Raw genomic sequence first — 19,297 nt, 5'->3', positions numbered from 1 at the left:
TGACGCGGGGCGGGGCGGGCTAGATCAAGGGGCGCAACGACACGGCAATCGACAGGGATTCGGACCTCATGAGCGGACTTCTCGCACTTCTCGACGATGTGGCGGCCATCGCCAAGGTTGCCAGCGCGTCCATCGACGACATCGCGGGGCAGGCGGCCAAGGCGGGGGCCAAGGCGGCGGGCGCGGTCATCGATGACGCCGCCGTCACCCCGAAGTATGTTCACGGCTTCCAGGCCGCTCGCGAATTGCCCATCGTCTGGAAGATCGCCCGGGCGTCGATCTTCAACAAGCTGGTGATCCTTTTGCCCATTGCAATGCTGCTGTCGCAGTTCGCACCCTGGGTCATCCCGTATTTCCTTTTGCTTGGCGGGCTTTACCTGTGTTTTGAAGGGGGCGAGAAGGTCTATCACTGGCTGGTGCCCCACGACGACCTGAGCGACATCGACCCCGAGACGACGACGCTGGACGACACCCACCTGGAAGAGCAGCGCGTCAAAGGCGCGATCAAGACCGACTTCATCCTGTCGGCGGAAATCATGACCATCATCCTGGCCAACATCGACCCGGGTAGCGCCTGGTATTTCGAGGCCGCCGTTCTGGGTCTTGCCGCGCTGGTCATCACGCTGGCGGTCTACGGGGCGGTCGCTTTGATCGTGAAGGCCGACGATGTGGGCCTGGCCATGGCCGAGGGCGGGCGCCTGTCGGCCACCCGCGCGGTCGGGCGCGCCGTGGTGCGGGGGATGCCCGGGTTCATGACGGTGCTGACCATCGTGGGCACGGCAGCGATGATCTGGGTTGGCGGTAACATCGTGGTCCATGCCGTCGGCGAAATCGTCTGGCACGGGCCCTATGACTTCATCCACGGCGTCGCGGTTGCGGCGGCGGGCGCGATCCCGGCGGCGGCGGGCTTCGTGGAATGGCTGGTGACAGCGGTTCTGGACGGGATCGTGGGCGTGGTCATCGGGTTGCTTCTGATTCCCGTCGTGGGTCTGTTCAGCCGGAAAGACGCGAACGCGCATTGATGACTTACGTAAGGTAAACGTGTATCCATCTCCCCCAAGTCAAAAGGGGGGAAGGGATGATGGACCTGACGATCGTACAGACCGAACCATGCGATTTCATTGCCGGGCTGGAGTCGCTTCGCGATGCGCTTCCACGAAAACTCCGCGCCCGCGTCACCGATATGGACCTGCGCGTCGAAGCGGAGCTGCCGCATCTGCGCCTTCGCCTGCCCGAGGCGACCGAGGCGGAGGAGGCGCAGATCATTGCCGCGATGGAGGGGCTTTCCCTGCCGGGGATGACGCTGGAACGCGGGCTGCCGGACGTCCACATCCCGCCCGCGCCGCAGGACCCGGAGGCGGACGTCGCAACGATCGTCGCCCAATTGCGGCCCGACCTGCTGCCGCTCGCCGCCGCCGCCACCCCTGCCGAAGCCGTCTGGGAGGCGGTGCTTGCGGCCAAGCCGAGCGGCGTGCCCTTCCCCGAACAGGGCTATACCGGCAAGCTGGCCGAGGCCCACGACGAGATCGTGCGCCAGTTGGGCGGTGTCGTCCCCTGGCAGGACGGGGGCAAGACGCTGGCGCCGTCGGACCTGGACCGATTGAAGCGACCCGTCCGCAAACCGCGCATCGACCGCAAGGCCTGGGACGAGGTCATCGCCCATCTTCAGGTCGAGTTGCGGCACTTTCAACGCGCACGGGAATGGTTCGACCACGACGGCAAGATGCGCAACTACATCCGCGACCAGATGTTCTCTGACCTGGGGTTCATGGGCCTTCTCAATTCGCGCTACGGCCTGTGCGACCCCAAGGCAGAGGTGCCGCTGTCGGTGGATATCGCCGTCGCGGTGATCACGGCGGGACTGGGGCAGGTGCATTGGGCCGTGGGCAAGGCGTTCGGCATTCTGTGGAACGTGGCGCGTGCAAAGACCGGGGCCTCGGGCGTGGTGAAGGCGCAGATCGCGGAGATGGAGGCCGCGCTTTTCGTCCAGTTCGAGGCGACCATCGGAGCGGTGGAGCACGCGCTTGTGGCGCTGGTTTCCGATTGGGGCAACCTCGACGGCTTTTGCGCCGCGGTCATCGCCAAGGACATCGACTGGCCCGATGATGCCGCCCCGATCCGCCGCGCGCAAAGGGTGGGGTTTCACACGGCGTGCCTCATGGCGCTGATGAAGCTGAAATCCGAGACCGAGACCTATCGCGGCGGATCGTCGAGCAACACTTGGGGCGTGATCCAGCACCAGCAATTCTGCAAGGAACGCAAGCGCGCCTACGATCACGAAAAGGGCATTCTGCGCGGCCCGTCAGAGGATGCCGGCTGCGGCGACTTCTGGAACGACAACTGGTTCTTCGGTAGCTGCTTTGCCTCGACCGGCGGCGGCTATGGCCCACCCCCGCCCACGCTCAGGATCGCCCCGGTGGCTTTGGCCAGCAAGTTCTTCCTTCCGGGCACGGACACCGACCCGGGACTCGGCATCAAGACCACGTTCTTCGATAACCCCAAGGTCCGCGAACCCTGGGGCCTCCATACGCGACGGACGAAATTCGGGGGGCCGATCTGAGCGGGGGTCAGGCGGATGCCCTGAACCCGTCCGGCAGGAACCGGACCATCGGGTCTGGCAGGCGGGTGCCGTCGGCGTCTGTCCTGTCGACGGCGAACTTGTCTGTGTCGGACAGGCAGCGGCGCCACCGCGACGGAACGGTTTGGTCTTGTTTGCTGATGTCGGACATGACGTGCCGGTTGATCTGCGATATGGCGACGCCGCGTCCGCCTTTGGAATTGACCTTGATGAAGTCCCGCAGAACTTCGCAAAGCCGCTGATCGGACAACGATACGGGTCCGACCCCGTATTCCGAAAGGTCCGGCAGACCGATCCATCTGGAGCAGACAGTCGCGAAGGGCTTGGGCCTTTTGGCCGCCTCGCCGATACCGATGACGTGCACGCCCATCGCGCGCAGGGCGAGGGCGAGATGTCGGAAGTCCCCGTCGGAACTGCAGATGATGACACGGGTCAATCCGCAACTGTGTGCCGCGTCGATTGCATCCACGGCAAGCGCCAGGTCCGACGCATTCTTCCCGGTGCCGGTATCCCGGAACTCCACCGCATGGTGGGCGCGCCATTCCTTTGCCCTGATCGCATCGCCATAGGCCCGCATCATGCGCGGGGATCTGCCCCCTTCGGCGAATATGGTGGCAGCGTGGCGCGCCGAGATGTTGTCCGCGTCTATGAAGACGGCCGTCGTCAGGGCAGGGGGCGCAAAGCTCATGTCGGAATCGTGTTTCATATCGCCGAACGGATCATCCTCTCGTGGCAATCCTGTGGCGGCCTGAAAAACAAGAAGGGCGGCCCCTGGGCCACCCCTCCCTGATGCTCCATCGGTCCGAAGACCATGTCCGCATGGACCTCGGTCCTACAACATCTCGCGGGCGGCCTTGGCGACGGCTTCGGCGGTTATGCCGAAGTGTTCGAACAGAACTTCGGACGGGGCGGAGGCGCCGAAGTCGTGCATGCCGACGAAGGCGCCCTTGTCGCGCTTGCCGCGCTCGCCGTAAAGCCAACGGTCCCAGCCGAAGCGGATGCCCGCCTCGACGGCCACGCGGACGGGGCCTGCGGGCAACACCTTCTTGCGGTACTTCTCGTCCTGGGTCTCGAACAATTCCCAGCAGGGCATCGACACGACGCGCGTCCCGATCCCGTCGCGCTCCAGGATGTCGCGGGCGGCCATGGCGATTTCCACTTCGGAACCGGTCGCCATCAGGATGACCATCCGCTTTTCGGTGGCATCGGCGAGGATGTAGGCCCCTTGGCTGACCAGGTTCTTGTTGGAATGGGCGGTGCGCAACGTCCGCAATCCCTGCCGCGTCAGCGACAGGACCGACGGGGTCGAGGTCGAGGTCAGCGCCAGCTCCCAGGCCTCCGCCGTCTCGACCGTGTCGCAGGGGCGGAAGACATTGGTGTTGGGCGTGGCGCGGCAGATCGCCAGATGCTCCACCGGCTGGTGGGTCGGGCCGTCTTCGCCCAGACCGATGCTGTCATGGGTCATCACATAGGTCACCGGAATGCCCATCAGGGCCGACAGGCGCATGGCCGGCCGGGCGTAATCGGTGAAGCAGAAGAACGTCCCGCCGTAGGCCCGCGCCCCGCCGTGCAGCGCCATGCCGTTCAGTGCGGCGGCCATGCCGTGTTCGCGGATGCCGTAATAGATATAGCGCCCGGCGCGATCCTCGGGGGAAAACACGCCCATGTCCTTGGTCAGCGTGTTGTTCGACCCGGTCAGGTCCGCCGACCCGCCGATGGTTTCGGGCATGATGGGGTTCACCACCTCCAGCACCATCTCGGAGGATTTGCGCGTGGCGACCTTGGGGGTGCTTTCGCTGACCTGCTTTTTCAGCGCGCGGATCGTGGCTGACAGGCGGCGCGGCGGCGCGCCCTTGAGGGCGCGCTCGAATTCGCCGCGCTTGCCTGCGCCCAGTTCGGCCAGGCGCATTTCCCATTCGGCACGCGCCTCGGCGCCGCGGGCACCGATGGCCTCCCACTCGGCCTTGATGTCGGCAGGGATGTCGAAGGGCCCATGTTCCCAGCCATAGGCGCGGCGGGTGGCGGCGATCAGGTCGGGATCGGTCAGCGCGCCGTGGCCCTTGGAGGTGTCCTGCGCGCTCGACCCGATGGCGATATGCGTCTTGCAGGCGACCATGGTGGGCTTGCGGCCCTTCTTGGCGTCCGACAGGGCCGCGTCGATGGCGACGGGGTCATGGCCGTCCACCTCGATCACGTTCCAGCCCGAGGCCTTGAATCGCTGTTTCTGGTCGGTGATGTCCGACAGCGACACCTTGCCGTCGATGGTGATGCCGTTGTTGTCCCACAGCACGATCAGGTGGCTCAGCTCCAGCTTGCCCGCCAGCGCGATGGCCTCCTGGCTGACCCCCTCCATCAGGCAGCCGTCGCCCGCGATGACCCAGGTGCGATGCTCGACGATCTTGCGACCGAAGCGCGCGCGCTGGATCTCTTCGGCGATGGCCATGCCGACGGCGGTGGCGATGCCCTGACCCAGGGGGCCGGTCGTCGTCTCGATACCCGGGGCGTGGCCGTATTCGGGATGCCCGGCGGTGATCGCGCCAAGCTGGCGGAAGTTGCGCAGCTGGTCGAGCGTCATCTCGGGATAGCCGGTCAGATGCAGCAGCGAATAGAGCAGCATCGATCCATGGCCCGCTGACAGGACGAAACGGTCGCGGTCGGGCCAGTCGGGGCGGCTGGCGTCGAACTTGAGGTGCTTTTCATAAAGGACGGTCGCGACGTCGGCCATTCCCATGGGCATGCCCGAATGGCCGGAGTTGGCGGCGGCCACGGCATCCAGCGTCAGGGTGCGGATCGCGGTGGCGCGGCGCCAGTGGCCCGGGTTCGCGGCGCGCAGCGCGTCGAGATCGAGGGGTTTGTCGGGGCTGGCTTCGGGGGTCTGGTTGCTCATTCTGGCATCTCCGTCACTGTCGCATCCTCCTAGCAGGCTGTGGCCGGGGCGCAACCTGCGCCGCGCGGGGGCTTTGACATGTGAGCAGATTTGCGGTCCCTTGTGGGCAAAGGCAAAACAGGGGGGCAACATGCCCGATCAGGCAGAGATAGACAGCCGCATCGCGCGGATCGAAGCGGCGCTTGGCGCGGCCATGGCCGCCGTCGCCGCAAAGGCGGATGCGCCGGACCATTCGGCGGAGCTGAAGGCGGTCGAGGCCGAGCTTCTGGTGGCGCGCCAGCGCATCGTCACGTTGGAAAGCGAAGCGAAGGAGCGGGAAGCCGCGCTCTCGAAGGCGATCGACCGGGCCGAAGCCGCCGAGGCGACGCCGGCCGCACCCCAGGCGGATGTCGCCGCACTCGAGTCGCGGATCGCCGAATTGACCGCCGCCCGGGCAATGGACCTGGCCGAAATGAAGGCCCTGCTGGCCGAACTGGAACCCATGCTGGAGACGGCAAATGCCTGACATGACAATCGAAATCGGCGGACGCGCGTTTACGGTAAACTGCCAGGAGGGCGAGGAGGGCTACCTCAGCGCCGCGGCGGAGCTGCTCAACCGCGAGGCGACGATCCTGACCGGCTCGGGCGCGCGGCTCACGGCGGACCGGATGCTTCTGATGGCGGGGCTCATGCTGGCCGACAAGTCGATCTCGGCCGACGAGGAGTTGCGCACGCTGGACAAGCGCCTGGCGCAGCAGACCCAGCTTCTGTCGGAGATGCAGGCCAATTCGGCGGAACCCGAAGTGCGCGAAGTCGAGGTGGTCCGCGAAGTCGTGCCACAATCGGCCATCGACCGGCTCGACGCGCTGGCCGCCCAGGCGGAAGCTCTGGCCGCGCAGGCCGCCGGACAGGCCTGAGGCTCAGACCCCGATCAGCGTCATGAGGCGCGCCGCCTCGGCCCTCGTGTCGGCCAGCGGCGCGCGATCCTCGCCCGGGTGGAACCGGGCGCGCACCGCCGTGGGCATGGGCGCTGGCGTCAGCAGATGGACCCGCGCGGCGCTTTCGGTCACGGCTTCGGCCTGCCACGCCTCGATCATGGCGCGCTGCGCCGCCTTGGCCGCCATATAGGCCGACGCAAACTTGAGCGGGCGCGGGTCGTCGAAGAACACCGCCTGACCCCGCCCGGCCGCCCGCAGCAACGGGTCGACATAGGGGATGAGCCGTTGCAGCGCCGTGACATTGGTGGCCAGCGTCTTGGCGAAATCCTTCTCGTCGGCCATCGTCGCGGGCGACAGGGGCGGCGTATGCACCGCCGTATGAACCCAGAGGGGCAGGGCGCCCCACCGGTCGTGAATGCTTTGGCACAGATGCTGCATCGCGCCCGCGTTGGTCACATCCATCGGGGCCAGCGTGGCCTGACCGCCCGCCGCCTTGATGCGGTCGTCCAGCTCTTCCAGTGCACCCTGGGTGCGCGCCACGGCCAACACGTGATGGCCCCTGGCCGCCAGGTATTCGGCCACGGCACATCCCAACCCGCGCGAGGCACCGGTGACGAGGGCGAGGGGCATCTTGTCGGTCTGCTGTGTCATGGGCACCCGGTGCCATGTCCGCCGCGCGGGTTCAAGTTGACAGTCCGCCCCGCGCCACGGAAAAGAACCCATGACAGACAGCCATCCCGATGAGGAGGACGACATGACCCTGACGACCATGGCCCTTGGCCGCATGACCCTGCTGAAGCAGGCGGGACTTGTGCTGGGCGGCACCGCCGTTCTGGCGATTGCCAGCCAGGTGAGCGTGCCCTTCTTTCCCGTACCGATGACGCTTCAGACCCTCGCGGTTCTGATGGTCGGCCTGACCCTGGGGGCCCGTCTGGGCGCGATCACGGTTCTGGTCTGGCTGGGTCAGGCGATGCTGGGTGCGCCGGTTCTGGCGAATTTCGCCAATGGCGCGGCCTTTGCGGGCCCCACAGCGGGCTTCCTTGTGGGCTTCGTCGGCTTGGCCTTCCTGGCCGGTCTGGCCACGGACCGGGGCATCACCGGCCCGGTCAAGCTGTCGCTGGTGACGCTGGCCGCCTCCGCTCTGCTGTATGTGCCGGGTCTGGCCTGGCCCCTTGGTGTCGCGCAGGTCGCGGGCATCGACGCCGGATGGACGACGCTCGACTTCGGCACCGTGGTGCAGGGCTTCATGGCGCCGTTCCTGATCGGGGATGCGGTCAAGGCGATCCTGGCCGCGCTGATCGTGGCCGGTGCCGCAAACGCCCTGCGCAACCGTCAGGCCTGATCGGTCACACGACCGGCGTTTCGTTTGGGGCCGTCTCTTCGCCGGGGCGGCCCTTTTCCATGCCCGGTTGCGCCGCAATCGCCGCCGCCAACCGCGTCTTGCATATCCCGAGCGGCAGCCACTCGCAGCCGGCACAGATGCGGTCCAGATCGGCAGGCACCACGCGGGCCACGGCCCGGTCATGGCATTCGCCCCACGACAACGCCTGTCCCGGGGTCAGGTCCAGCGCTTCGGCGTGGTCGCGGTCAAAGCGGTCGATCTTGTCCTGGCTTTCGCAGCCGAGGCCCACGCGCTTGGGGCAGGGTGCACAGATCGCATCCGCCGTATCGCTGATCCAAATCCGCTGATCGCGACCGCCGGGGCCGCGCAGGACCTGCGTCACGATATGCCTCATGTTGGCGATGAACGGCCCGTCATAGCCCGACCCCTCGAATCCGATCGAGCACAGAACGTGGTGGGGGCGAAGGCGCAAAGTCATCGGGCTTGGACAAATCAATCCAATGCGGCCCTGACAAGGAAAAGTTTGGATGAAAGCCTATTCGGCGGCTTTCAGTTGAAAACCCTTCTGGATCTGATCGGCGGGTTCCACCGGATATTCCCCGGAAAAACAGGCGTCGCAATACTGTGGCGACTTGCCATCGCGGCCCCCGGCCTCGCCCACGGCGCGGTAAAGCCCGTCGAGCGAGATGAAGCGCAGGGAATCGACCCCCAGATGTTCGCGCATCTCGTCCTCGGACATGGTCGCGGCCAGCAGCTTTTCGCGCTGCGGCGTGTCGACCCCGTAAAAACAGGGCCAGGCGGTCGGGGGCGAGGCGATGCGGAAGTGAACCTCTGCCGCGCCGGCATCCAGGATCATTTCCTTGATCTTGCGGCTGGTGGTGCCGCGCACGACCGAATCGTCGACAAGGATGATCCGCTTGCCGCGCACCAGCGCCCGGTTCACGTTCAGCTTGAGGCGCACGCCCATGTTGCGGATCGACTCCGACGGCTCGATGAAGGTCCGGCCCATGTACTGGTTGCGGATAATCCCCATGGCATAGGGGATGCCCGATTCGAGGCTGAAGCCGATGGCCGCGGGCGTTCCCGAATCCGGCACCGGACAGACCAGATCGGCATCGACCGGGGCTTCCTTGGCCAGCTCGCGCCCGATGTTCTCGCGCGTGGAATAGACGGACCGGCCGCCCAGAATGCTGTCGGGTCGGCTGAAATAGACATGCTCGAAGATGCAGAACCGCGATTTGCGGGCCTCGAAGGGGCGGTGGGAGGTGACGCCCTCCTTTTCGGAAATCACCACCATTTCGCCCGGCTCGATCTCCCGGATGAACTCTGCCCCGATGATGTCGAGCGCGCAGGTCTCGGACGACAGAACCCAGCCGTCGCCCGATTCCGCCGTCACGCGGCCCAGAACCAGCGGGCGCACCCCAAGCGGGTCGCGCACACCGATCAGCTTGCTGCGGGTCATGGCCACGACGCTGAACGCGCCCTCGACCCGGCGGAGCGCGTCCTTCATCCGCTCGGGGATGTTGCGTTGCAGGGACCGCGCCATCAGGTGGATGATGCACTCGGAATCGCTGCTCGACTGGAAGATGGAGCCGCGTTCGATCAATTCGCGGCGCAGCGCGTCGGCGTTGGTTATGTTGCCGTTGTGTGCGATGGCCGCGCCGCCCATGGCGAATTCCCCGAAGAAGGGCTGCACGTCGCGGATGGCGGTGGCCCCCTTGGAGCCGGAGGTCGAATAGCGCACGTGCCCGATGCCGATGGGGCCGGGCAGCATGTCCATCACGTCCTGTTGGGTGAAATTGTCGCGCACATAGCCGAAGCGCCGGACCGAGTTGAACCCCTGCTCGGGGTCGTGGACGACGATGCCCCCGGCCTCCTGCCCGCGATGTTGCAGGGCGTGCAGGCCCAGGGCCGTGAAATTCGCAGCGGAAGAGACGCCGACGACACCGAAGATGCCGCATTCCTCTTTCAGTTTGTCATCGTCGAAAGGGTGGGCAAGCCAGTCGTTGTCAGACATGGGGGATGCTCTCTGATGGCGGCAGATGCCCCCACATAGGCGGTTGTCATCCAAGTGTCACGCGGCTTTCCGACACGGCCTGAAGGGGGAAACCCCGACCGGTCACTGGGTCGGAGTCACCGTCTCGACAGGCGCGCCGCAACTTCCGACCAGCGACTCGTAGCGCGACAGGATCCAGCCCGGCGCATCCTCGGGGATCTGGCCTTCGATGTTGGTCTTGGCGCGCCCGAAGATGGTGGCCGAGCGGCTTTCCTCGACCACGGGGATGCCCGCGCTGACCGTGACGCGGTCATAGACCACGAAGGCCACCGCCACGAGGAGGATGCCGCGCAGCACGCCGAAGACGAAGCCAAGCGCCTGATCGAAGGGGCCGAGCACCGAATGGCGGACCGCCGACGACAGGAGCGGGGTGAAAAAGCTGACCACCACAAGCGCCAGCGCGAAGACCAGCGCGAAGGCTGCGATCAGGGCCAGTTCGCAGCTGTCCCCCAGGACGTCGCCGACATAGGGCAGTTCGCGGACCAGCGGTTCGGCGGCCCCGGCGAAGGTGAAGGCCACGACGGCCGCCGCGACCCAGCCGGCAATCGCCATCAGTTCGCGCACGAGACCCCGGGAATAGGCAAGAATCGCAGAAATCAGGATGACCGCGGCAACCGCGCCGTCCACGATGGTGAAACCGTCCATGTCGTCCCTCGTCCCCGTGGCGGTTCAACCTGCGCCGAACACCTCCCCCACGAGGGTGGCGAGGTCCGGCAGAAGGCGCAGGGACATCTCCCCCGCATCGCCTGTCTTACAGCCCTTCGGGGCCATTGCGGCGGTAAAACCAAGTTTGGCCGCCTCTTTCAACCGATTTTCCGCCTGAGACACCGGACGCAGCGCGCCGGACAGCGACAACTCGCCAAAGACAACGGTTTCCGGGGGGATCGCCGCATCCTCCCTTGCCGACAAAAGCGCGCAGGCCACGGCCAGGTCGGCGGCCGGTTCGCTGATGCGGATGCCGCCCGCGACGTTGAGATAGACGTCGAGGCCCTGAAAGCTGATCCCGGTGCGCGCTTCGAGGACGGCCAGGATCATCGACAGGCGCCCGCCGTCCCATCCGACCACCGCACGGCGCGGCTGGCTGAGTTGGGATGGGGCCACAAGCGCCTGAATTTCCACCAGAACGGGGCGCGTCCCCTCGATCCCGGCAAAGACGACGGACCCGGGGGCCGGCGCGTCGCGGTCGCCCAGGAACAGGGCCGACGGGTTGGCGACCTCGGCCAGGCCCGCGCCCGTCATCTCGAAGACCCCGATCTCGTCGGCGGGGCCGAAGCGGTTCTTGACGGCGCGGAGGATGCGGAACTGGTGCCCGCGCTCGCCCTCGAAATAAAGCACGGTGTCGACCATGTGTTCGACCACGCGGGGGCCCGCGATCTGTCCCTCTTTGGTGACATGGCCGACCAGAACGACCGAGGTGCCGAAGCGTTTGGCGAAACTGGTCAGCTCATGGGCGCTGGCGCGGACCTGACTGACCGAGCCGGGGGCGCTGTCGACGGTGTCGACCCACATGGTCTGGATCGAATCGATGATGGCCAGATCGGGTTTTTCCGCCTCCAGCGTGGTCAGCACGTCGCGCAGGTTCGTCTCGGCGGCCAGTTTCACCGGCGCGTCGCCAAGCCCCAGGCGTTGCGCGCGCATCCGCACCTGCGCCGTCGCCTCTTCGCCGCTGACATAGATGACCTTGTGGCCCGCCTGCGCGAAGGCCGCCGCCGCCTGAAGCAGCAGGGTCGACTTGCCGATGCCCGGATCGCCCCCCACCAGCGTCGCCGACGCCGGAACAAGGCCGCCGCCGAACACGCGGTCCAGCTCACCCATGCCGCTCAGGGTGCGGGGCGGCGGCGCTTCCTCGGTGGCGAGGTCGGTCAGCGCCATGCGCTTGCCCTTCATCGTGCCGAGCGATTTCTTGGACGGCCCCTGCGACAGGGGCACCTCTTCCTGAATGGAGTTCCAGGCGCCACAGCCGTCGCAGCGCCCGGTCCATTTCTTGTGGAGGGCACCGCAGTCGGAGCAGGCGAATTGGGTCACGGGTTTTACCATGTTCCCGTTTTGGTCCAATTCACTGCGTCGCGCAAGACTGCGCGTGACGCAGCGCTGCGGTTACTCGGCGGGGGTGGCGGCGACCTTGTCGGCGGGCGCGTCGCGGCGGGCCAGGCCCACCACGTTGTCGGACCGGTCGAAGCCTGTGATCTTCAGGGCATCGGTGACCTCCGACAGGTCCTTTCTCAGGCGGTCCAGCTGCTTCTCGGCCAGGCTCTCCTCGACCGAAATCGCCTGCATCCAGCGCTTGATCTCGGTCACGGTGGCTTGCGCCATGGAGATGCGCTGGCGGTAATCCTCGACCTCGGCCTGCCGCTGGCGCAGGAACGACCGGGCGCGGTCGACCTTCTCGGAGGAATAGACCTCGGCCAACTCGCGGCTCTCGACCGACATCTGGGCCGCGACCAAAAGCACGTCATGCTCCAGCCCGGTCAGGTCGGGATGGGCGCGCATCCAGTCGATCCGGTCGCGCATGGCGTCGAATTCGCGGCTCAGCTCGAAGGTGCCGTCGCGGTCGGCGGCGTGGACGACGGCATAGGCGCGGGCGACATCATCCATCGACAGGTGGAAATCGCGATTGGTCAGCTCCAGCCGGCGCATCCGGGAGTTGGCGGGCAGGAACCCCACCAGGAGCAGCATCAACACGGTCAGCGAAATCTGGGCGATCTGCCCGGCGCCTTCGACGGCCACGCCGTCAAAACCCACCGACAGCTCCAGCCAGGGCAGCGCACCGGCCAGGGCGGCGACGGTGGATGCGGTCACGGCGAGGGCGGACAACACGAGGACAAACGTGCAGACCTGCTGAAGCAGACTGGTGGCGACGGCGACCTGACGCGGAGTTTCTTTCATCTAGCCGGACCCTATTCGATAACAATTTCTTATGGGTTTCTTGGCTGCCCGGACTCCTGCATAGCAGAGATTCGCCCCTCGGAGGCAACGTTTTCTTAACGTTTCCGCAACTTTGCCGTGATTTGGCCATATCTGCGTTCGCGGTCCGTGCGAATCGCAAGGGCTAGCGGTCAAGCTCTGTAATGTCGCTGGTAACGGGAGCCGAGGGAGGTAAGGATTTCGTAGCCGATCGTGCCCGCGACGGCGGCCAGATCGTCGACGCGGCGGTGCGCGTCGATCACGCGCAGGCTCTCGGGGTCGCGGTCCAGATGGCTGATGTCGACCGTCAGCAGGTCCATCGAGACACGGCCCACCACGGGGCAGGGGACGGGACCGGCCATCACGTCCATCCCGGCGCCAAGCGCGCGGATCAACCCGTCGGCATAGCCACCCGCAATGGTCGCGATGCGCGACGGCGCGCGCGCCTGCCAGGTGGCGTTGTAGCCGACCGTCTCGCCCTCGGCCACGTCGAAGCAGGCGACGACCGGCAGGTCCAGCGACACCACGGGGTCGGCACCGGCAAAGGGCATCCCGCCGTAAAGGCCGATCCCCGGGCGCACCATGTCGAAATGATACTCGGGCCCCAGAAGGATGCCGCCGGTTGCGGCAAGGCTGCGCGGCATCGGCAGGCCATCGGTCATTTCGTGAAACAGGGCCAGTTGCGCGGCACTTTGCGGGCTGTCGGGGTCGTCCGCGCTGGCCAGATGCGACATCAGCAGGACAGGCTCGGCCTGCAAGGCCAATTCGCCCACGGCGGCCCATTCCCACATCTTCAGGCCCAGACGGTTCATGCCCGTATCGAGCTGAATGCCGAACGGCTGCCGGGGCAGGGTCTCGAGGTGCCGGGTCAATTGGTCGACCGAACAGATCAGCGGCACCAGATCGGCGCGCTTGATCGTCGCCGTGTCACCGGGCATGTGGCCATAATAGCAATAGATGCGCGGCTCCGGCCCCAGGGCGCGGCGCAGCTCCAGCCCCTCGTCGGCGGTCGCCACGAAGAACGCCCGGCACCCTTCGGAGAAGAGCCGCGTCGCCACCGGCACCACGCCCAGACCATAGGCATTCGCCTTGACCGTCGCCGCTGTCTCGCAACTGCGGGCGGATTTGGCATCGAGCGCGCGCCAGTTGGCGGCCACGGCCTCAAGATCGATATGTAGTGTTCCGGTCCCCATGCCGCCTGATGCGACGCGGCTGCGGAGGCGTCAAGGAAGCTTACATTGCTAACGGCGAGGAGATTGGTCTTTCGCGTTATCTGTTCGCGCCGAAAAGTCAGCCAAGCGGTTTTTGTGCCTACTGTCTTCAATGCCCAAAGTTCGGGAGGAACCAATTGCAGCCTGTTCAGTCTGCCAAGGCTTCACGAGGTTGCCGAAGCGCGTGAACCGCCCCTCGAACGACAGCTCGACGGTGCCGATGGGGCCGTGACGCTGCTTGCCGATGACGACTTCGGCCTTGCCGTGAACGGCCTCCATCGCGGCCTGCCATTCGGCCATCTTGTCCAGCTGGTGGTCGCCGGGCTTTTCGCGCTCTTTGTAGTATTCCTCGCGGTAGACGAACATCACGACGTCCGCGTCCTGCTCGATCGAGCCGGATTCCCGCAGGTCGGACAGCTGCGGGCGCTTGTCCTCGCGGTTCTCGACCTGACGGCTGAGCTGCGACAGGGCGATGACGGGGATGTCCAGTTCCTTGGCGATGGCCTTCAGGCCCTGGGTGATCGCCGACACCTCATTCACGCGGTTGTCGCCCTTGCCGGGCGCTGTCACCAGTTGCAGGTAGTCGATGATGAGCAGGTCCAGGCCATGGGTCCGCTTCTGCCGCCGGGCCCGCGCCGCAAGTTGCGCAATCGGCAGGGCGGGGGTGTCGTCGATGAACAGCGGGCAGGATTCGAGCGCCTTGGCCGCCTCGACGAAGCGGCGGAACTCGGCCTCGGTCATATCGCCCTTGCGGATCTGTTCGGACGGCACCTCGGACGCCTCCGACAGGATCCGCGCGGCCAGCTGCTCGGCCGACATCTCCAGCGAATAGAAGCCCACGACCCCACCCTCGACCGCGCCGTCGCGCCCGTCATAGGTGGTGCCGCGCTTGTAGGCCTTGGCCACGTTGAAGGCGATGTTGGTGGCCAGCGACGTCTTCCCCATCGACGGACGCCCCGCGAGGATCAGAAGGTCGGAGCGGTGCAGGCCCCCCAGTTTCTTGTCCATGTCGACAAGCCCGGTCGAGATGCCGGCCAGCCCGCCGTCCCGCTGATAGGCGGCATTGGCCACGTCGACGGCCTGCTTGATGGCCGACAGGAACGACTGGAACCCGCTTTCGGACCGACCCTGTTCGGCCAGGGCATAGAGCTTCGACTCCGCCTCCACGATCTGGGCGGCGGGTTCGGCGTCGATGGTCACATCGTTGGCGCGGGCGCTGATGTCGCGGCCAAGGGCGATCAACTCGCGCCGAATGGCCAGGTCATAGATCATCTGGGCATAGTCACGCACCGCGTAACCCGCGATGGCCGAGGCGGCGAGATTGACCAGATAGGACGGCCCGCCGAGCGACTTCAGGCCCTCGTCCTCCTCCAGGAACGGCTTGAGCGTCACGGGCGAGGCCAGCGCGTTCTTCTGGATGCGTGCGGCACAGATCTCCCAGATGCGGGCATGGACCGGGTCATAGAAATGCTCGGCCCGCACGACAGAGGCGGCGCGGTCGTACAGGTCGTTGTCGGTCAGAAGCGCGCCCAGCAACTGCTGCTCGGCCTCGATGTTGTGGGGCAGCTGGCTTTCGGACGTCGTCGTCGGCATCCCCTGATCCATGCGCGCGATCTCGTTCATGTGCCTGCCCCTGCCATACCGCCCGTGCGACCGATGGCCGCCGTGCGTGTCGTTATGGATTGTCCCCGGGGCGACCATACATCCGCGACCCGGGTCCGGCAATCAGGGCCCTGTGGACAGCCTGTGGTGAACTCGCAGTCCTCTGGGGAGAAAACGGCAAGGTCTTGGGAAGGCCGGGAAGTTATTTCTGCCCGACCTTGCGTCAGTCTTTCCGCGCCGCCTGCCAGCCGCGGGGGTCGTTCAGGAACTCCTCGACCCCGGCCAACGTTTCGGCGTCGAAATGGCCCTGGGCCTTCGCCTCGGCCAGCACGTCCCACCAGGTGGCCAGCGCATGCAGGGTGATGCCGTGGTCGGCCAGCGTCTTGGTGATCTCGGGGAAGATGCCATAGCTGAAGATGACGCCGGTATGGGCGCAAGTGGCTCCGGTTTCCCGGATGGCGTCGACGAAGGACAGCTTGCTGCCGCCGTCGGTGGTCATGTCCTCGATCAGCAAGACGCGCTGGCCTTCGGTCATCACGCCCTCGATGCGGGCGTTGCGGCCATAGCCCTTGGGCTTCTTGCGCACGTAGGTCATGGGCAGGGCCAGCCGTTCCGCGATCATCGCGCCAAAGGGGATGCCCGCCGTCTCGCCACCCGCGACATTGTCGAACGCCTCGAATCCCGCGTCGCGCATCACGGTGACGGCCAGGAAATCCATCAGGGTCGAGCGCAGGCGCGGATAGGAGATGAGCTTGCGGCAATCGATATAGGTCGGCCCCTTGGCCCCCGAGGCATAGGTATAGGGTTCGCGCGAATTGAAATGCACCGCGCCGACCTCGAGCAGGGCGCGGGCGGTCAGGCGGGCGATCTCGTCCTTGGGGGGGAAGCTGGTGGGGATCATGGCAGGCTCCTCGGGGTTTCCCTGCGGGGAAATAACGAATTGGTAACAGAGGTTTAGATTGGGTTAATCCGCGATCCGCCAGTTCACCGGATGGCCGGGATCAAAGAGCGTGACGCTCTGGCCGTATCCCTCTATCTTGTCGGGAAAGGTCAGGGGGCCGCGGGTCAGGGTGATGGTGTCGTCATTCGGCGTGAACCCATAATGCGCGGGCCCGTTCAGCGAGGCGAAGGCCTCCAGCAGGCCGAGCGCGCCCTCCTCTTCGAAGACATGGGCCAGAAGCGGAAGGGCGTGGGGCGCGGTGAAGCAGCCCGCCGAACAGCACGACGATTCCTTGGCGTGGGTCGGGTGCGGCGCGGAATCTGTGCCCAGGAAGAACTGCGCTTCCCCGCCGGTGGCGGCGGCGCGCAGGCTGGCCTGATGCGTGTCGCGTTTCAGGATCGGCAGGCAATAGAAATGCGGCCGCATCCCGCCCGCCAGCATATCGTTGCGGTTGGCCATCAGGTGCTGAACCGTGATCGTGGCGCCGACGCCCGGATGTGCGCGGACCCAGTCGACCGCCTCGGTCGTGGTCACATGCTCCAGCGTCAGTTTCAGGTTCGGATGCGCGGCGCGAAGCGGCGTCAGGATACGGTCCAGAAACCGCGCCTCCCGGTCGAAGATGTCGATGTCGCGGTCGGTGACTTCGCCGTGCAGGCAGAGCGGCACGCCCGCCGCCTCCATCGCCGCCAGAACGGGGCGCACCTTGTCGAAGTCGCGCACCCCCGAGGCGGAGTTGGTCGTGGCCCCGGCGGGATAGAGTTTGACGGCCGTGATGATCCCGTCCCGGTGGGCGGCGACCACATCGGCGGGGTCGGTGTCTTCGGTCAGATACAGCGTCATCAGCGGCCGGGCGAAGCCTGCGGCGATCACCCGGTCGCGGTAGGCGGCGGCCTCGGCACCCGTGACCACGGGCGGCACCAGGTTGGGCATGATGATGGCGCGGGCGAACAGGCGGCTTTGCGGCGCCACGAGGCGCAGCATGTCGCCATCGCGCAGGTGCAGGTGCCAATCGTCCGGGCGGCGTATCGTAAGCGTGTCCATGGGCGACGGCCTAGCCATCTTGCGGCCGCTTGGCCAGAGGTTCAGGGTGCCGCCATGCTCGACCGACCCCGGATGCAACGGATCACAGGCGAGGCGCAGGTCGTGCTTGGCCGCGCCGGTCTGGTGGATTTGCGACAGGCGGGGTCGGCCAAGGCGATGTTGCCGCGCACCGATGCCGATGTGCCCGAGGTGGTGTTCCTGAACACCGCCGGGGGTGTGACGTCGGGCGACCGGCTGGATTACGCGCTGACGCTGCGGGCGGGGGCGCGGGCCACGGGGGCCACCCAGACGGCGGAGCGGGCCTATCGCGCCGACGACGGGCCGGGACGGATCGAGACCGTGCTGCGCGTGGGCGCGGGCGGGCATCTGGACTGGCTCCCGCAGGAGGTCATCGCGTTCGATGGGTCCGACATGGTGCGGCGCACGTCGGTCGACCTGACGGGGGACGCGACCTTTCTGGGGGTCGATTCGGTCATCCTGGGACGAGCCGCCCACGGCGAGGTGGTGGCGACCGCCCGGCTGGACGATCACCGGCAGGTGCGGCGCGACGGGCGGTTGATCCACGACGAACGGCTGGTTCTGGGACCCGGGGTTTTCGGGGGCAACGGCCCGCTCGGGACGGCGCGGGCCTTCGCGACTCTGGTGCTGGTGTCGCCCGGAGCGGCGGATGCGCTGGCCCCGCTGCGCGACGTTCTGCCCAAAGATGAGGCAGTCGAGGCCGCAGCCTCGGCCTGGGATGGGCGATTGGTGGTCCGAATGCTGGCGGCAGAGGCCGCCCCGTTGCGCCGCGCCCTGATCCGCGCCATCGTGACGTTGCGCGGCACCCCGGTTCCGCGCGTCTGGCAATCCGACGTCTGAGGCCCGCACATGAACCTGACCCCCCGTGAAAAGGACAAGCTGCTCGTCAGCCTGGCCGCCATGGTCGCGCGCGGTCGGCTGGCGCGTGGCGTCAAGCTGAACCACCCCGAAGCCATCGCGCTGATTACCGATTTCGTGGTCGAGGGGGCGCGCGACGGACGTTCGGTCGCCGACCTGATGCAGGCGGGCGCGCATGTCATCACCGCTGACCAGTGCATGGAGGGCATCCCCGAGATGATCCACGACATCCAGGTCGAGGCGACCTTTCCCGACGGCACCAAGCTGGTGACCGTGCATCACCCCATCCGGGTGCGGGAGGCGGCGGAATGATCCCCGGCGAAATCATGCCCGCAGCGGGCGATATCACGTTGAACGAGGGCGCCGACGCCATCACGCTGGAGGTCGCCAACACCGGCGACCGGCCCGTGCAGGTCGGCAGCCACTACCATTTCGCCGAGACGAACGGCGCGCTGGCCTTCGACCGCGATGCAGCGCGGGGCAGGCGGCTCGACATCGCGGCGGGCACGGCAATCCGGTTTGAGCCGGGACAGACACGGCGGGTGCCATTGGTGCCGCTGTCGGGCGACCGCGTGGTCGTCGGATTTCAGGGAAAGGTCATGGGGTCTCTCGAATGATGGAACTCTTCCGTCTGCAATTGCGCACCGCTCAGATGCTGGTCGAGGCGCAGTCGGTGATGTCGATGCGGATGCTCGGCATGGCTGGCGTGCTGCGCCCCGATGCGGATGAAAACATGCGCATGGTCACCGAAAAGCAGACCGCCTTCGCCCAGTCGGGCCTTGCTGCCATTGGCGCGCTGATGGCGGGGAAAACCCCGGCGCAGGTCTACGGCATGGCGCTGACGCCCATCGGGCGGACGACGCGGGCCAACTCGAAGCGGCTGACCAGGCGCAAGACCGCCGCCTGAGGCATCGGGCGCGCCAAACTTCGGTTTTCATTGACA

At 66.6% G+C, this 19,297-nt stretch carries 21 protein-coding genes; 9 read left to right on the top strand and 12 right to left on the bottom strand.

Features of this window, described 5'->3' with window-relative positions:
• Positions 1-68 precede the first annotated feature (68 nt).
• Both BM002_RS02845 and BM002_RS02840 read left to right on the top strand, forming a co-directional pair.
• On the top strand, positions 69-1,022 hold the full coding sequence (locus BM002_RS02845; protein WP_092777104.1) for a DUF808 domain-containing protein: 954 nt from the start codon (positions 69-71) through the stop codon (positions 1,020-1,022).
• A gap of 56 nt (positions 1,023-1,078) precedes the next feature.
• Positions 1,079-2,560 (top strand): hypothetical protein, encoded by a 1,482-nt coding sequence (locus BM002_RS02840; protein WP_092777102.1) that lies wholly within the window; start codon positions 1,079-1,081, stop codon positions 2,558-2,560.
• Between the two features lie 7 nt (positions 2,561-2,567).
• On the opposite strand, the gene BM002_RS02835 is transcribed toward BM002_RS02840, so the two are convergent.
• On the bottom strand, positions 2,568-3,284 hold the full coding sequence (locus tag BM002_RS02835; RefSeq protein WP_092777100.1) for an NYN domain-containing protein: 717 nt from the start codon (positions 3,282-3,284) through the stop codon (positions 2,568-2,570).
• Positions 3,285-3,410: 126 nt separating this feature from the next.
• Positions 3,411-5,465 carry a transketolase gene (tkt, locus tag BM002_RS02830; protein ID WP_092777098.1) on the bottom strand — a complete coding sequence of 685 codons (2,055 nt, stop codon included), beginning with the start codon at positions 5,463-5,465 and terminating at the stop codon, positions 3,411-3,413.
• Between the two features lie 130 nt (positions 5,466-5,595).
• Here tkt and BM002_RS02825 point away from each other — a divergent pair, with 130 nt between their 5' ends.
• Positions 5,596-5,970, top strand: a complete 375-nt coding sequence (locus BM002_RS02825) for a hypothetical protein (protein ID WP_092777096.1) — start codon at positions 5,596-5,598, stop codon at positions 5,968-5,970.
• Entirely contained in the window at positions 5,963-6,361 is a 399-nt protein-coding gene (locus BM002_RS02820) for a cell division protein ZapA (protein ID WP_092777094.1), read from the top strand. Before BM002_RS02825 ends, BM002_RS02820 begins: the two co-directional genes overlap by 8 nt.
• Before the next feature lie 3 nt (positions 6,362-6,364).
• On the opposite strand, the gene BM002_RS02815 is transcribed toward BM002_RS02820, so the two are convergent.
• A complete protein-coding gene (locus BM002_RS02815; RefSeq protein WP_092777092.1) occupies positions 6,365-7,033 on the bottom strand; it encodes an SDR family NAD(P)-dependent oxidoreductase in 669 nt (222 codons plus the stop codon).
• Positions 7,034-7,103: 70 nt separating this feature from the next.
• Between BM002_RS02815 and BM002_RS02810 the strand changes: the two genes are divergently transcribed.
• Positions 7,104-7,724, top strand: coding sequence for a biotin transporter BioY (locus BM002_RS02810; protein ID WP_245749107.1), 621 nt, complete (start codon positions 7,104-7,106; stop codon positions 7,722-7,724).
• A gap of 4 nt (positions 7,725-7,728) precedes the next feature.
• Here BM002_RS02810 and BM002_RS02805 read toward each other — a convergent pair whose 3' ends face one another.
• The 9 genes from BM002_RS02805 to pyrC form a co-directional block, all read right to left on the bottom strand.
• Complete coding sequence (locus tag BM002_RS02805; protein WP_092777090.1) at positions 7,729-8,202, bottom strand: DUF1284 domain-containing protein; 474 nt, start codon at positions 8,200-8,202, stop codon at positions 7,729-7,731.
• A 57-nt stretch (positions 8,203-8,259) separates the two neighbouring features.
• A complete protein-coding gene (purF, locus tag BM002_RS02800; protein ID WP_092777088.1) occupies positions 8,260-9,741 on the bottom strand; it encodes an amidophosphoribosyltransferase in 1,482 nt (493 codons plus the stop codon).
• A gap of 102 nt (positions 9,742-9,843) precedes the next feature.
• Positions 9,844-10,425, bottom strand: a complete 582-nt coding sequence (locus tag BM002_RS02795; protein WP_092777086.1) for a CvpA family protein — start codon at positions 10,423-10,425, stop codon at positions 9,844-9,846.
• Positions 10,426-10,449: 24 nt separating this feature from the next.
• The gene (radA, locus tag BM002_RS02790; RefSeq protein WP_092777084.1) at positions 10,450-11,817 is read right to left on the bottom strand and encodes a DNA repair protein RadA; all 1,368 of its coding nucleotides are present in this window, start codon (positions 11,815-11,817) and stop codon (positions 10,450-10,452) included.
• A 60-nt stretch (positions 11,818-11,877) separates the two neighbouring features.
• A complete protein-coding gene (locus BM002_RS02785; protein WP_092777082.1) occupies positions 11,878-12,666 on the bottom strand; it encodes a hypothetical protein in 789 nt (262 codons plus the stop codon).
• Between the two features lie 170 nt (positions 12,667-12,836).
• Positions 12,837-13,877, bottom strand: a complete 1,041-nt coding sequence (gene alr, locus BM002_RS02780) for an alanine racemase (protein WP_092777080.1) — start codon at positions 13,875-13,877, stop codon at positions 12,837-12,839.
• A gap of 48 nt (positions 13,878-13,925) precedes the next feature.
• Positions 13,926-15,518 carry a replicative DNA helicase gene (locus BM002_RS02775; protein ID WP_175484781.1) on the bottom strand — a complete coding sequence of 531 codons (1,593 nt, stop codon included), beginning with the start codon at positions 15,516-15,518 and terminating at the stop codon, positions 13,926-13,928.
• A gap of 202 nt (positions 15,519-15,720) precedes the next feature.
• Complete coding sequence (locus tag BM002_RS02770; protein WP_092777078.1) at positions 15,721-16,398, bottom strand: orotate phosphoribosyltransferase; 678 nt, start codon at positions 16,396-16,398, stop codon at positions 15,721-15,723.
• A 63-nt stretch (positions 16,399-16,461) separates the two neighbouring features.
• A complete protein-coding gene (gene pyrC, locus BM002_RS02765) occupies positions 16,462-17,478 on the bottom strand; it encodes a dihydroorotase (protein ID WP_092777076.1) in 1,017 nt (338 codons plus the stop codon).
• Positions 17,479-17,532: 54 nt separating this feature from the next.
• Between pyrC and BM002_RS02760 the strand changes: the two genes are divergently transcribed.
• Genes BM002_RS02760 through BM002_RS02745 form a run of 4 tightly spaced genes read left to right on the top strand, consistent with a single transcriptional unit; the run spans position 17,533 to position 19,261 of the window.
• A complete protein-coding gene (locus BM002_RS02760; protein WP_092777074.1) occupies positions 17,533-18,336 on the top strand; it encodes an urease accessory protein UreD in 804 nt (267 codons plus the stop codon).
• A gap of 9 nt (positions 18,337-18,345) precedes the next feature.
• On the top strand, positions 18,346-18,666 hold the full coding sequence (locus BM002_RS02755; protein ID WP_092777072.1) for an urease subunit gamma: 321 nt from the start codon (positions 18,346-18,348) through the stop codon (positions 18,664-18,666).
• The gene (locus BM002_RS02750; RefSeq protein ID WP_092777070.1) at positions 18,663-18,971 is read left to right on the top strand and encodes an urease subunit beta; all 309 of its coding nucleotides are present in this window, start codon (positions 18,663-18,665) and stop codon (positions 18,969-18,971) included. Before BM002_RS02755 ends, BM002_RS02750 begins: the two co-directional genes overlap by 4 nt.
• Entirely contained in the window at positions 18,971-19,261 is a 291-nt protein-coding gene (locus BM002_RS02745) for an antifreeze protein (protein ID WP_245749106.1), read from the top strand. The genes BM002_RS02750 and BM002_RS02745 overlap by 1 nt, the downstream gene beginning before the upstream one ends.
• Positions 19,262-19,297 lie beyond the last annotated feature (36 nt).

It is taken from the genome of Jannaschia pohangensis, assembly GCF_900113875.1.
Taxonomy (GTDB): domain Bacteria; phylum Pseudomonadota; class Alphaproteobacteria; order Rhodobacterales; family Rhodobacteraceae; genus Jannaschia; species Jannaschia pohangensis.
Note: the sequence above shows the minus strand (reverse complement) of the source record. Positions and strands in the feature narration are given on the sequence as shown.